Origin of the sequence: Bacillus sp. FSL H7-0578 (genome assembly GCF_038630855.1) — a bacterium.
Taxonomy (GTDB): domain Bacteria; phylum Bacillota; class Bacilli; order Bacillales; family Bacillaceae; genus Bacillus; species Bacillus safensis.
Genome location: NZ_CP152045.1, coordinates 966001 through 979606, shown reverse-complemented (window position 1 = coordinate 979606; position 13606 = coordinate 966001). Strand labels below are relative to the sequence as shown.

At 41.4% G+C, this 13606-nt stretch carries 12 protein-coding genes; 4 read left to right on the top strand and 8 right to left on the bottom strand.

The window, feature by feature from the left end; genetic code table 11:
* Positions 1–55 precede the first annotated feature (55 nt).
* Positions 56–2842 (bottom strand): AAA family ATPase, encoded by a 2787-nt coding sequence (locus tag MHB41_RS04900; protein WP_340899065.1) that lies wholly within the window; start codon positions 2840–2842, stop codon positions 56–58.
* Positions 2843–2858: 16 nt separating this feature from the next.
* Positions 2859–4073 carry a DNA repair exonuclease gene (locus tag MHB41_RS04895; RefSeq protein ID WP_340899066.1) on the bottom strand — a complete coding sequence of 405 codons (1215 nt, stop codon included), beginning with the start codon at positions 4071–4073 and terminating at the stop codon, positions 2859–2861.
* Positions 4074–4244: 171 nt separating this feature from the next.
* Between MHB41_RS04895 and MHB41_RS04890 the strand changes: the two genes are divergently transcribed.
* A complete protein-coding gene (locus MHB41_RS04890) occupies positions 4245–4433 on the top strand; it encodes a YhzD family protein (RefSeq protein ID WP_034282213.1) in 189 nt (62 codons plus the stop codon).
* A gap of 31 nt (positions 4434–4464) precedes the next feature.
* Here MHB41_RS04890 and MHB41_RS04885 read toward each other — a convergent pair whose 3' ends face one another.
* The gene (locus MHB41_RS04885) at positions 4465–5238 is read right to left on the bottom strand and encodes an enoyl-CoA hydratase (RefSeq protein WP_051627350.1); all 774 of its coding nucleotides are present in this window, start codon (positions 5236–5238) and stop codon (positions 4465–4467) included.
* Between the two features lie 181 nt (positions 5239–5419).
* Here MHB41_RS04885 and MHB41_RS04880 point away from each other — a divergent pair, with 181 nt between their 5' ends.
* From MHB41_RS04880 to MHB41_RS04870, 3 genes are all read left to right on the top strand, one after another.
* Positions 5420–5746 carry a potassium:proton antiporter gene (locus MHB41_RS04880; RefSeq protein ID WP_227001712.1) on the top strand — a complete coding sequence of 109 codons (327 nt, stop codon included), beginning with the start codon at positions 5420–5422 and terminating at the stop codon, positions 5744–5746.
* 64 nt (positions 5747–5810) lie between these two features.
* Complete coding sequence (locus MHB41_RS04875) at positions 5811–6308, top strand: cation:proton antiporter regulatory subunit (protein ID WP_024425442.1); 498 nt, start codon at positions 5811–5813, stop codon at positions 6306–6308.
* 3 nt (positions 6309–6311) lie between these two features.
* Complete coding sequence (locus tag MHB41_RS04870; protein WP_034282218.1) at positions 6312–7535, top strand: cation:proton antiporter; 1224 nt, start codon at positions 6312–6314, stop codon at positions 7533–7535.
* A 37-nt stretch (positions 7536–7572) separates the two neighbouring features.
* Here MHB41_RS04870 and MHB41_RS04865 read toward each other — a convergent pair whose 3' ends face one another.
* From MHB41_RS04865 to MHB41_RS04845, 5 genes are all read right to left on the bottom strand, one after another.
* Positions 7573–8847, bottom strand: a complete 1275-nt coding sequence (locus MHB41_RS04865; RefSeq protein WP_340899069.1) for a SidA/IucD/PvdA family monooxygenase — start codon at positions 8845–8847, stop codon at positions 7573–7575.
* Positions 8848–8923: 76 nt separating this feature from the next.
* A complete protein-coding gene (locus tag MHB41_RS04860) occupies positions 8924–10423 on the bottom strand; it encodes a coproporphyrinogen III oxidase (RefSeq protein ID WP_034282220.1) in 1500 nt (499 codons plus the stop codon).
* Positions 10424–10536: 113 nt separating this feature from the next.
* Positions 10537–11403 carry a Cof-type HAD-IIB family hydrolase gene (locus tag MHB41_RS04855; RefSeq protein WP_039177545.1) on the bottom strand — a complete coding sequence of 289 codons (867 nt, stop codon included), beginning with the start codon at positions 11401–11403 and terminating at the stop codon, positions 10537–10539.
* 451 nt (positions 11404–11854) lie between these two features.
* Complete coding sequence (locus tag MHB41_RS04850; RefSeq protein WP_024425750.1) at positions 11855–12211, bottom strand: YlbF family regulator; 357 nt, start codon at positions 12209–12211, stop codon at positions 11855–11857.
* Between the two features lie 121 nt (positions 12212–12332).
* Positions 12333–13466, bottom strand: a complete 1134-nt coding sequence (locus MHB41_RS04845; protein ID WP_034282223.1) for a DUF445 family protein — start codon at positions 13464–13466, stop codon at positions 12333–12335.
* Between the last annotated feature and the right edge of the window lie 140 nt (positions 13467–13606).

Here is a 13606-nt window from a genome sequence, read left to right as displayed (position 1 = left end):
AAGCTCCTTCCATGTTTCTGCTCATATAAGTATAACATAAGTCATTATTTGTCAATCATTCAACTGCTAAACTCGTAATCTGTCCATCTTTTGCAGCCTGCGCCATATGCTGATGACAGGTAAAATAAAACAGCTGTGTTTCAAAACGCGTGAGTTCATTCATCAACTCCAGCACTCTTCCTAGACGAACATGATCAAAATGAACGAAGCTGTCATCCATCATAAACGGAAGCTGACATTCCTGCTGATGAGACAAGGCGAGTGCAAAACGAATGGCCAGATAGACTTGTTCACATGTTGCTTGCGAGAGCTCTTCTGGGCGGAATATTCGTCCATCCATCCTTTTCACGATCAGCCGGTCATCCTCTGGTGAAAATAAAATGGCTTCATATCGATCATTCGTTAACGGCTGAATAAAGCGGGAAGCTGTTTGCAGCAGTGCTGGCAGCCTTTTTTCTTTATGTTCATTCAATTTTTCTCGAATGACGGAGCGGACAAGCTGAATCGCCGCCCATTTTTTCGCAAGGTGCTTTGCATGCTCCTGCTCAGCTGAAAGCTGATGAGTCAAATCAGACACCGTACCTGAAGCTTCTATTTGCCGGATTTCCACTGCTCGTTCTGCCAGACGTTTTTCCATATTCGCCGCATTCGATTGTATGTTATTCAGATGCTGCTTTGCTTCCGCACACTCTTCTTCAAGAAGGCGCAATCCTTTACGAACAATCGATTCTTCCTCATCAAAGCAGCCGCATCTATGCAGCTCTTGATTCAGCTGCTGCAAATGGGAAAGCCGTTCCCGATATACTTTCGATAGATGGGAAAGAATTTGGTAATCTTTTTTGGACTCTGCCTCTACTTGACGAAAAAGCACGTCCATTTGTTTTTCGTAATAGTCAATTTCCCCTTCCAGTGTCGTGATCTGCTGTTTCACATGTTGAATCGATACATCCAATGTCTGACGTTCTTTTTCTCTTTTCGCCTCATCTTTCAATATCTCTTGAAAGGCCGAGATGCTCTCTTGAATGGTGCCTTCCTTTCGCTGCAGAAGACTGCTTAACGCTTCCACCCTTTGCTCATAATTGGACTGCTGGCCGGCAAGCTCGTCTATTTCCCGGCTAAGCTCCTCATATCCCGCTGTATTCGTTTTTAACTGCTTCAGGATAAGGAAGGCTTCTACTAGGAAAGAAAGCTCTGAGGACAAGCCCAGCTGTCTTTTCTTTTCCTCTACTTGCTGCTGGACAGGTTCCAGCTCCTGCTCCCAGTCTTCATATTGCCGGATGATCCTTTCGTACAAAAGCTCCTTCTGCCTCACAAGCGTTTCAGCTGAAGCTGCCTGTACTTGGAAGGAATCGAATGTTCCCCCGCCGCTTCCCTGTTTCACCTGTGTCGATTTCAAAAATGGGTAAATAGCAAAGAAGACAAAAATAGAAAACCCTGCAAATAAGAAAGTAACCCACCACTCTGTTAAAAAGAAAAGGACAAGCAGAAATGCAGCATCAAATATCACCATCACAGGAAATAACCACGCCCGGGAATGAACCTGTTTCTCTTTTGCTCTTGTTTCCCCAGTTTCCACTGTACTATGCGATTTGGCCTGCTGTTCCTTTAATCCTTTTAAAGCGGTTTCCGCTTCTTCCAGCTCATGTCTTGCATGATCAAACCGGTCATCCAGCTGTGCCTTTCTGTCCATTAAACGAACGTAGTGGCTGACAGCCTCCTTTAATTCCCACTCAAATTCAAGGGAGTCGTCAATCTGCTCAAGCTTGACTGAACGCTGCCACTTTAGCTTCGCTGCGGCTTCGTCCATTTTTTGTTTCAATGAATCACGTTCTGCTTTACATTCTGCTAAGCGGTTTTTGACACGTTCAGCATGAGAAGATTCATCAACGACACGCTTCATCTCCAGTAATGTATCCTTGTCATGAAGCAGCTGAACTTGTGCCAGCGAGGTTTGCAAATGATCTAATTTTTGCTTTAGTGCAGTCATTTGAGCCTTTTTCGGGTGAAGGTGTGATTCTAATTTATCTAATTCATGCTCTGTTTCTGCTCTAAAGCGTTTGACTCGTTCTGGATAACGGGCTAATTCTTTTTTTAACTCCATCTTCTTCTCTATCATGGGATAAAGTCGAATGTGTTCGTTTAACTGCTGAATCTGTTCTTCTGTCTGCTTCATTTCCTTTTGAAGCGCTGCGATCGTCTCTATTAATTCAGAATGCTCCCGTTTTTTTTCTGTATAACGGCCTTCTGCCAATCTAGCTTGTTTCAGCTGGGCAGCCAGCTCTTTTAAACGATCAAGCTGCTGGTTTAATTCCGGCTTGCGTCCATTTGGTTTAAACAGCTGCTCCTGCTGCTTAAGCAGCCTGCTATCCATCTTGGAGGCAGCATCTGAGCCAAATAAACTTGAGAAAAGGAGAAATTCACCGATTTGATCTTCGTTTAAGGCTTGGACATTTTGCAGTCCAAACACATCAAATGAATAGATTGATTGGAATAATCTGCGATCTGTTCCCTTTAAAAGAGTTCGTAGAAATGCTTCATCTTTCACTTCACCATTCGGTAAAAACACCTGTGCTTGACCGCCTCGATCGGACGATCTCTCAATGTGAATGACACCTAACTCCTCATCTAAGCAAGTGAGGGAGCCGCCATAGAAAGATCCTTGTTTCGGCTTGTATATCTTGTTTTTTGAAAAACCAAATAACATCGACTCAATAAATGCCTTCAATGTCGTTTTCCCCGATTCATTCAGGCCGTAAACTAGCTGAAAACCGTCATCAGAAAAGTGAAAGGTTCGATTTGAAAATTTCCCGAAATTCGCTATATGGAGTGAACGTATTTTCATCATACCTCTCCTTTTCTCATAATTGCTTCAGCTGTTCCGTTAGCAGCCTTTGTGCCTCTTCTTTTATATCCACTTCATCCTCTTTTGTGAGCGCTTTTCCTGACTTCCTGTAGGTTGGGTGACGCTTGATCGGTGAAAGCAGCTCTTCATATGACTCAAACTGTGCAATTTCTGCCGTTAGTTCCTTCAAAAAGGAATCTTCTGGATAAATGACATCCTCGTTTGTTCGGCAATCAATTGACATCACCCAAACAAACACATCTTCATCTTCCTCCTGCTCATGAAAAACAGTCATCAGCTCTTCGAGGACCTCAAGCTGCGTATGCTCAAAGTAAGAAGGCGCATCACCTGTCAATTCAATTCTCACAAAATGAGGAATGCCTTCCTCTTTCAGCTCATTGATTTTGCCTTCCACAAGTGTGACAAGATCCGTCATATGAGTTGTTTCTGTGATGTCTATTGCCAGTTTCTCAAAGATGATATCTGCACAGCTGATAAAATCCGCTGCCCGTGAATCTTCGGAGAGGTGAATCAAGTAACAGCCTTTTTCTCCCGTTTCTTTTATATGTCTGCCCTGCACATTACCAGGATAAATTATATATGGGTCTTCATGCAGAAGGGCTCTTTTATGTATATGTCCAAGCGCCCAATAATCAAAATCCTGTGCTATGAGCTGCTGAAGCTGAAATGGGGCATATGCATCATGTCCTTCTTGTCCGGCTAATGTGCCGTGAAGCATCGCAATGTGATAGGCAGCATCTGTTGTTTTGACATAATGAGATGTCATATTTTCATAGACAGCCCGCTCTTTGTAGCTAAACCCATAAATACTCGCGACAAGCTGATCCCCTCGATAATAGGAGTGCTCACTTGGTGTACTGCTCGAAAAGACATGTACATTCTCGGGCCACTCAATCGGTGTCCATTCACCGCCTAAATGATCATGATTCCCATAAATAATAAAGACTTCAATCCCGTGCGTTTGCAGTCTTACAAACTGATTTCTTAAAAACAGCTGTGCTTTTAAGCTGCGATTGGATTCATCAAATAAATCTCCGCTCAGCAGCACAAAGTCTACCTCCCGCGCAACGGCGAGATCAAAGATGTTCTTAGCACTTTGAAATGTACTTTCTTTGAGCCGCTTAAATATAGAACTAGGTATAGTCGACATTCCTGCAAATGGACTGTCTAAATGTAAATCTGCGGCATGAATAAAGGTGAGCTTAGTCAAACGTCTATCTCCTTGTCCGATACTGTCATTGTCCATATTTTATCATGCCATTTTTACGAATGCACGTTCTATCACTCTTCTTCTAAAAAACACATTTTTAAGGGCTAAAAAAGAGGTTTTGTCTTATTCCATGTTTAATTACATTAAAAACAGAAGAAAGGAAGATGAGGAATGGAGAAGACATACTTTTTAACCGTATTTGACCGGTCGGGTGAGACTTTATTAAATGAAAAAATCACAGCGGATGGTGACGAGAAAGCAAAGGAATTAGGACGTCATCGCTTAATGGAACAGCAATACACAAAGCATTCTCATCGACTCGTTGATCAAGCAGGAAAGCTGCTTTTATTTGAACGTTAAAAAAGCCGGCTTTCGCCGGCCTCATGTTCATTTATGCTTTTTGAAAGACAGGACGTCTTTTTTCTAAAAAGGCCTGTATACCTTCCTTGTGATCATGACTTTTTCTCAGTCTTGCCTGTGCTGCTCTCTCTTTTTGAAGAACTGCTAAGAGCTTTGATTCTGACTGCTGGAAATAGATCATCTTTGTTTCGATAAAGGCTTGAAGCGGCATGTTCATAAATGGCTTCACACACACTTTTTGATACGTATCGACCTCATCCTGGAACACCCCGTCTGCAAGGCGCAGCTTTAACGCTTCTTCAGCCGGCAGCTTTTGTCCGCTCCAAATCAATTGTTTAGCGGTTTGCTCACTCACTCTTTTTGTGAGGAAAAAATGCCCCCCGCCATCTGGAATTAATCCTACTCCATTAAAATTCATGGCGAGTTTTGCATCCTGATGCATAAACAAGTAGTCACAGCTTAGAGCAAAGCTAAAAGCGAGGCCTGCTGCTGACCCGTGAACAAGCGCAATCGTCACTTTTTTCATACTAGCTAGAGAAAGTGTAATTCCCTCGATCAAATCCATCACACGATGGAAATCTTCTTCACTTTCCTGCTTGAGCATCATCCCAATATCTCCGCCTGCTGAGAATCCTTTTCCCGCTCCCTTGATGACAACGACTTTTGCACTGCTTTCCTCCGCTGCATCACATGCTTCTTTGAATTCAGCAAACATGTCCACATGAAAAGAATTATAAGCTTCAGGCCTATTGAAAACGATTTCAAAAACATCCCCGTCTAACTGACAATTGATATATGTCATCATCCATCCCCCTCTTCTTTTAAAAGCTCATCACTTACTTCCATTTTCATCATGTAAAACCTTTTTCTCTAAATAAAAAATTTCAAGATCAATTGATACTAAAATAAGCATAATGATTGAAACAAGAAATATATTTTTATATAGTAAAAAAAGAAAGAAAATAAATTTGAAAGGAGGAGGATGATTGATCAGATGTTCCATCATGATATTGGTTAGCTTCATCGTCATGTTTTCTCCTTTTTCAAATGTCGTTTTTGCTTCACAGGCAGAAGCGAGTATACCTAGCCTGATTTCTCCATCCATTTATGATGAAGAAATCAATGCTGTGAAGACACCTTCATTTTCAAAAAAACATGCTTCATCCATTCTGTTGAAGGACAGATTATCAAGGGCGTATGCCAAGACTTTTCTGCCAAAGCCTGCCCCATCAGCTGCATTGTCCATTGATCTATGTTTTTTGGAAATGAAGTGTGCGATCCCCGTTATGTATCAATCTAATTACCTCTACTGATTCATTTTATTTCATCCGCATTTACTATTTGAAAAACACAGCCTATCAAATTCGGAGGGATAAAATGAACATTAAAGAAAATGATCTTCCTGGGATCGGAAAGAAATTTGAAATTGAAACGAGAAATAGAGAAAAGATGACGATTGTGATTCATGATGATGGCAGACGGGAAATTTATCGTTTTGACGATGATGATCCAGATGAAGTGCTGTCTACCATTTCACTCGATGATGCTGAATCCCGGCAAATCGCTGCTATTATCGGCGGTATGGTGTATAAACCGCAGGCACTAGAAACCATTGAAATGGCCTTCAACGACTTGATCATTGAATGGTTTAAAGTGGAAAAAGGTGCAAAAGCGGTTGGACATACACTCGGTGATTTAGATGTGAGACAAAATTATGAAGTCACCGTGATTGCGATCATTAAACATACAAATGAAAAATTACTCAACCCTGGTGCCGATTCGATTATTCAAGCAAATGATACGATGGTCATTTCGGGCGAAAGAAAACACTTGAAGCGATTGGTACGTGATTTTCTTTCTAGAGGGGGAGAGTGATGAATGGATCATTTAGTCTTTGAAGTTGGGACGGCGCTAATTCTTATCGCCATCGCCAGCTTAATCGCCAATAAAATTAAATTTTCTATCATCCCTTTTCTCATTGTCCTCGGAATGATTGTTGGGCCGCATGCTCCAACTATCGGAATCATTGATTTGAAATTTATCGAAAGCACGGAGATTATTTCGTTTTTTGGCAGAATGGGCGTCCTGTTCCTTCTTTTCTATCTTGGACTTGAGTTCTCTGTCGGAAAACTCATTAAATCGGGTAAATCTATTGCAGTCGGCGGATCTATTTATATTTTGATCAACTTCAGCTTAGGTCTGCTCTACGGTTTTATCACAGGGTTTGGATTCCTTGAGGTTCTCATTATGGCAGGGGTGATCACCATTTCATCCAGTGCCATTGTGGCCAAAGTCCTTGTCGATTTGAAACGAACGGCGAATCCTGAAACAGAGTTAATTCTAGGGATTATTATGTTTGAGGATATTTTCCTTGCCGTTTATTTATCCGTCGTATCAGGTCTTGTCCTTGGAGATGCCACTACTGTTGGCGGTGCCTTATTATCAATTTTAATTGCTTTTGGTTATATGATGCTTTTCTTTATCATTGCGCGGAAGCTGCCAAAACTATTAAATAAGTTGTTTGATATCCGTTCGAACGAAGTGTTCATCATTGTGATTTTTGCCGCTTTGTTCTTTGTCGCTGGCTTTTCAGAAACAATTCATGTAGCAGAGGCTATTGGAGCTCTCTTACTTGGTCTTGTTTTCTCAGAAACAGAGCACTCAGACCGCATCGAGCATCTCGTGGTTCCGTTTAGAGATTTCTTTGGAGCGATGTTCTTTTTCAGCTTTGGTCTCAGTATCGATCCGTTTACATTGGGTGATGCCTTCTGGCTTGCGATCGGCGCTGTGATTCTTACCTTAATTGGGAACTTCACTGCCGGAATGTTCGCTGGACGGAGAGCTGGATTTTCTCATAAAGCCTCTTCTAATATTGGATTAACCATCGTATCGAGAGGAGAGTTTTCAATCATTGTTGCCGAGCTTGGCATCGCCGGCGGACTTGCCGCTACTTTGAAGCCCTTTGCTGCATTGTATGTCTTAATTCTTGCGATCTTAGGACCGCTCGTAACGAAAGAATCTAAAAAAATCTATCAAATCCTAAACAAAATCTTCAAATGGAAACCTGAAAAACCAAAAGTAAAAAAAGAAACGACGATCTAATAAAAAAGGGCCCTATGCTTGGGCCCTTTTTTATGTCTTATTCAAATTGCTGAAATGCAGTTTCTTGTTTGACTGGCGCTTCCTCGACACCTCGAATGGTTCGAATGACTTTCTGGTTGCGGTAAATCGATAGTTTCAAATTGGTCGCCGCTGTTCCATGAGAATGATCAAGATTCGTGAATGTAAAGAAATGATTTGAACGCTTGTCTTTGAACACAAGCCTGAAGTCGTCTGTCACTTTAAAATGCTCATCACTTTCCCATTCAATCAAAGGTTCATATGCGCTAAACCATTCAGGAATATTCGGTGTGTATCCTGTAGCCAATACAGCGTGATCTACAGTTATGCTTTTTTCTTTCTTCAGCTGCCACTGCTTGAGATGCAGCTCCAAAGGCTGATGCTCTCCTCTTTGAATCGCTTCAAGCTCGGTCATTGGCTGAATGAGCACAGATGGCTCTTCACCTGAAACGGAGCGATGATACAACTCCTGATAAATGCGCGAAAGCGTTGATGCATCGATGCCATTTCTTAATCCTGTCAGCCTGGGCAATGTGTTCATACGTTCTTCATAAGGAAGCGAATGAAAATACTCGACATACTTTGGTGTAAAAAGCTCTTGGCCAAGTTCTGCCGTCTCCAGCTCTCTAAATTCACTAGAACGCGTAAACCATGAAAGCTGCTGTCCTTTCTTTTGATGCTGAAGCAGGTCTAAGAAAATTTCAGCTGCACTCTGCCCTGAGCCGATTACCGCCACCGACTCAGCTTCATGAAGTGCTTTCTGCTGATCTAAATAACGGCTGCTATGGGTCACATATGGGTATACTGCTTCAGGCACATCGACTGGAATCATTGGTTTGCTTCCTGTGCCTAACACGACATGCTTTGCACGATATTCAGAAAGCGATCCATCGTTCAGCCGTCTGACTTTCACAAGGTAGCCTTCTTGGCAGTCCGTCACTTCTTCTACCTTCATCCCGAACTGACAGCTGTCTAATTCTCCTGCCACCCATGATAAATACTCATTGAATTCTCTCCGCGGGATATCAAACTGTTCAAATGTATAGAACCGGTGAAGTCTATTTGCTTCATGTAAATAATTTAAAAATGTATACCTGCTCCTTGGATTCGCCATTGTGACAAGGTCTGCTAAAAAGGAAACTTGCAAATCCGTTCCTTTGATCAGCATACCAGGATGCCAGGCAAACTCAGACTCTTGTTCAAAAAAACAGCATGAGACATCCTCATACTCCTCTAACAAAGCGGCCAACCCTAAATTGGCGGGCCCAATCCCAATTCCGATCACATCTATCATATGTACACCTGCTTTAACTTTTTATCACTTATATACCCCTTTTACAAATGAAAAAAACACTGCGTCATCGCAGTGTTTAAACGTGAGAAACAAATAATGATTCAAGGAATTGAATTTTCTCTTCTGTATAGTGTTCATAGCGGTCATTATACGATTTTGGATCTTTTGGATTGGCATACTGCGTAATTTTTCCTGATCGTGGATCAATGAATTTACTTGCTGCACCGCATCCAATGCCAATGATTGTCTGTACTTCTTCCATGATAATAATATTATACAAACTTTCCTGTCCATCTAATGAATACCCGACATTTTCAAGATTCCCCAAAATATTTTTTTGTCTATATAAATAATATGGGTGATAATGATGTGCTTTCGTCCAAGTGACCGCTTCATCCATCATACGTGTGATTTCTTCTCGGTCGGCTACTTGATATTTCTCCTTATTGCGCGTCATTTCAGATGCTCTTTTAAAGGAGAGTGTATGCACGGTTAAAGATTCAGGCTTGAGCTCTTCAGTCTGCTGCAAGGAGTGCTGAAATTCTTTGAGCCCTTCTCCCGGCAATCCAATGATTAAGTCCATATTGATATTATTCATGCCGTACTGTCTTGATAAGTGATACTTTTCAATCGTTTCTTCGACACTATGATGCCGGCCAATAGCCTTTAGTGTTTCATTCTCATACGATTGCGGGTTAATGCTAATCCGGTCAATATTGTAGCGGTTTAGCACCTCTAGCTTATCAGGCGAAATCGTATCAGGACGCCCTGCTTCGACAGTCACTTCCCGTATATGCTTCACATCTGGGAACGAGCGGTACATTTCTTCATACAGCAAATCCATTTCTTCCGCTGTAATGCTCGTTGGCGTGCCTCCGCCAAAGTAAACGGTCGTCACTTTGATCCCGTGTTCTTTTAGCCATGCGCCCATTTTTTGCATTTCATAATGCAGACCAAACAAAAACGTTCCCACTCTGCCAGCTTGTCCTTTAATGGCGTAAGCAGGGAACGTGCAGTAAGCACATTTTGTGGGGCAGAAAGGAATACCAATATAAATACTCACTTCCTGCTGAAGGTCATACAGATCTGGAATGGCTTGAAGCTGACGATCGACAATCTCCTGCATCAAATTGATTTTTTCATCATGAATCAAGTAATCACGCTTTAATGCCGCATGTGCATCTTCCTTTGACATGCCTTCTCTCAGCATCTTATGAAGCAATTTCGTAGGACGTATTCCTGTGAGAATGCCCCACTTTTGTGTCATTCCTGTGTGCTCCTGAAGCAAGTGTAAATAAACAGACAGCACTGTGTTTTTGATTTGTTTCCAGCGCTCCTTATCGTTCAAGCTCTCTGGGACATCCCGCGAAAAACGACTGGTGATGTCTGATCCATCGATATGACCAGATGCTTCCACCATGCCATTTTCTTCCTTCCAGTTAAATACCATGACCAAACCATCATCCAATTCACTTGGATCAAACATCACTTCACTATCTTCTTCAAATAAATTGGCTATATTGACAAGCGGGCGATGAAATCGTTCATCTGACAGCCCTTTAATTAAAATTCGCATCATATCACCTTTATCTTCAAACTTGTTTCATTTTACAAAATTCATGTAGGAAAAGCAATGAAGGGAACAGACGAAGGCCCTGTCATTTCTTGATTGACAGGGCCTTCACTGTATTATCTCTTAATATCGAATTGATGCAAAAATCCTTCTCTTTGCTGCATTCTAAAGTATTCCTTGATCATATAAGCCACACCCTGTTCATCATGCGAGCGCGTCACCCAATCGGCTTTACGCTTGACATCATTGGGGGCATTTCCCATAGCAACACCTAAACCAGCCAATTCAAGCATTGGAATGTCATCTGTTCCATGACCAATGACGACCGTATCTTCTAAAGTAAAACCGAGTGCAGAGGTTAAAAGAGAAAGTCCCGCTTCCTTCGAAACCCCTTTGCATACAATATTCATTTTCTCATCACTGATCCTAATAAGATCAACAGATGGGAATGCTTGTTGAATGGTCCTGTGAATCTCAGGCTGAAGCTCCGCAGTCGAATATACTTCAATCACTGGAGTACTGACTGGTTCATCCATCAGCATATCACTTAACGATTCAACAAATTGAACGGGATAGAAAATTGGATCAGACGGATGAATAAGCGTCTTTCCCATCAGCTGAGACTGCGTTTTTTTCCGGTTGCCGATCGAGAATTTTTCATGCAGCAAGCGGACATTACAATCGAAGCTTTCAAGGATTTGCACAAGATTAAATGTCTTTTCTTCCGTTAATTTTTTCACATGAAGCGGCTCATCGAGTTTATCGGCGATAAATGCACCACTATGCGTCACAAGGGTTGATGTTGGAATCTTCAACGCCTTGGCAATTTTTTGAGCGGAACGAAAATGCCGGTTGGTGACAATCGTCACGTAAACCCCTTTTTTCTTTACATATTCCACAGCTTCTTTTGTAGCAGAATGGATTTTACCATTGGAACGAAGTAACGTCCCATCTATATTGAGTGCAAGTAGTTTTTTTGACACTGAGGCATCCCCCTTCTTGATGACTGTACTTACGATGAGGATATGCCCTAGCTTGGTGCTTTAGAACATGCAGTTGAAAGAGCCCCAGGTTATGAATAGATGGATAAATAAAAAAAGCCTACCCCTAGGCTTTTTTTTATGTATGGTTTGGATGCGTTACAATGGAGTGATGAAGCTCCCCATGATCCCCTTATCATTTACACACCAAAGCATTGCTTATATCAGATCCCCTTATGATGCTTTGCGTTTCTCCCAGAAGCGCTTCTCTCTCGTTTGGCTCACCGCCATAAATCCCAAGTGAAACGCACCCAATTGTCCCTTGAGAGCGCCTTTTGAAAGCACTTTCAATATAAGTATTATCGCAGAATTTATGTGCTTCGACAACCTTTTTTTAAAAGATATTGAGGAGAAAAGATAAAACAAAAAAGGGCGAATGACCTCGCCCTTTCCATTAGTTTTCTTCTGGATTCCCATAAAGCTCTTCAAGTGGCTTCATGATAATTTTATTTAATTCACCGATAAGAACACTCACACGTTGTTCTGCTTCCATCAACTGAGAGATTTTATCGTGCTGCTGAACAAGCGCAACTGTTTTTTGAGCTTGCTCCACTTCTTCTTGTGTGATCTCTTGACCAGTCATTTGTTTTTGTTGAAGGTTTACTTGAATGTCACGGAAGTTCTCAAACATTCTTTTAGAGGACTCATCCGCGTTTACCTCATCATAAAGATTTCTTAAAGTTGAATATTCTTCGCTATGACGCAATGCTTTTTCAAGGTCATATGCAACATCATAAAGATTTACAGACATGTTATGTCTCCTTTCTATCCGTTATCACCGATATGATCGGCGGACACCACTCCACTATAACAAACTATGGCTTTCGTTTCACATATATACAATGAATTCATTAAAATTTCTATAGCTTCTCTTAGAATAGCGCCACAAAAACAGCCTGGATAGCACCAATCATCCCGCCTAAAAGACCGCCTAGAAATGTTATCATCTTCAGCTCCTTATTAGAGATGCTGACTACAAGCTCTTCCATTTTTTCAAGCGGGAAAAGTTCAATTTGTTCACGAATGATATCTTCAAATTGCAGCTTTGCAAGCAGACTCTCTAAAGCATTTGAAGCCGCTTCGATCCCCTTATCAATCAACACTGGCGCAAAATGTGTTTTAAGGTCATCCGCTACAGCACTGACATATGTTCCAACTGGTTTGTCTAATATCAGCTTTGTAGAGAAATGAGAAAGCAATTGATTTTTCACACTAAAAATAAGTTCCTTCACATTCCATTTTTCATCAAGCTCATGAAGAGAAAATAGCTTCACCTTGTCCCATTCTTGAACAAGTAAATCTGATAAAAATCTTTTTGTTTCTGCATTTCTTAAGAACTTGATAATTTCTGGATGCACACGGTCAATTAAGCTTGAATTCCCTAGAAACATTTGGACCATACTGCCAAGCATTCCCCGTTCTTTTAAGAAATCATCAATCATATTGCCAAGCCTGGCTTTGCCTTCATCACTTTCAAAATAATGAATGCCTCTCTTTAAAATATAATCTGCTGCATCTGGAATTTTTGATGATATTTTGGTTTCCACTTCTACCGGGAGCAATTCAGATAAAGTTTGCTCGTTATATGTTTCAAGCAATGAAGCGAGCTTCTGGTCAGACCACTGATGGAGCCATCTATCTGCTTTGACATCAGCCTCTGTAACGCCGAATTTTTCTAGCAGGGAGAATACGGTGATCTCCATATTTGCGCCTTTGTCAATATATTGATGGACTGTACGCAGGATCTCCTGCTTTGCATCCGATGATTCAAATCGCTTTTGAATACCTTCTGGCGTGAGCAAATGCTCCATAACCATGACACCAACCTGCTTGGCTACTTCGTCTCTTCTTTTAGGGATAAGCCCTGGTGTAAATGGAAGCTGTTTTCCGAATAAGTAATATGGCTTATAAGGCCGAAAAAGCATTTTAATTGCAAGATGGTTTGTCGCTGCTCCTATGACTGCGCCGATAACAATCATAAAGATAAACGTTGTGAATATATTCAAAGTCGTCATCTACCTTTCAAACAACACCCGAGGTTTATTGTTTTGATCTATACGTATTATAGTTGTTGTCAAGTTCCCAAGCAAATGAAGCATGCAGCGAGACATATGATCAAGCGATCTGTCGTAATGATAAAGGAGCG

Excerpts from the sequence above, each read along its gene's own strand:
- MHB41_RS04885 (WP_051627350.1), bottom strand. The coding sequence starts at position 5,238 with ATGATGACATATATCAATTGTCAGTTAGACGGGGATGTTTTTGAAATC.
- MHB41_RS04890 (WP_034282213.1), top strand. The coding sequence starts at position 4,245 with ATGGAGAAGACATACTTTTTAACCGTATTTGACCGGTCGGGTGAGACT.
- MHB41_RS04865 (WP_340899069.1), bottom strand. The coding sequence starts at position 8,847 with ATGATAGATGTGATCGGAATTGGGATTGGGCCCGCCAATTTAGGGTTG.
- MHB41_RS04850 (WP_024425750.1), bottom strand. The coding sequence starts at position 12,211 with ATGTCTGTAAATCTTTATGATGTTGCATATGACCTTGAAAAAGCATTG.
- MHB41_RS04900 (WP_340899065.1), bottom strand. The coding sequence starts at position 2,842 with ATGAAAATACGTTCACTCCATATAGCGAATTTCGGGAAATTTTCAAAT.
- MHB41_RS04875 (WP_024425442.1), top strand. The coding sequence starts at position 5,811 with ATGAACATTAAAGAAAATGATCTTCCTGGGATCGGAAAGAAATTTGAA.
- MHB41_RS04870 (WP_034282218.1), top strand. The coding sequence starts at position 6,312 with ATGGATCATTTAGTCTTTGAAGTTGGGACGGCGCTAATTCTTATCGCC.
- MHB41_RS04860 (WP_034282220.1), bottom strand. The coding sequence starts at position 10,423 with ATGCGAATTTTAATTAAAGGGCTGTCAGATGAACGATTTCATCGCCCG.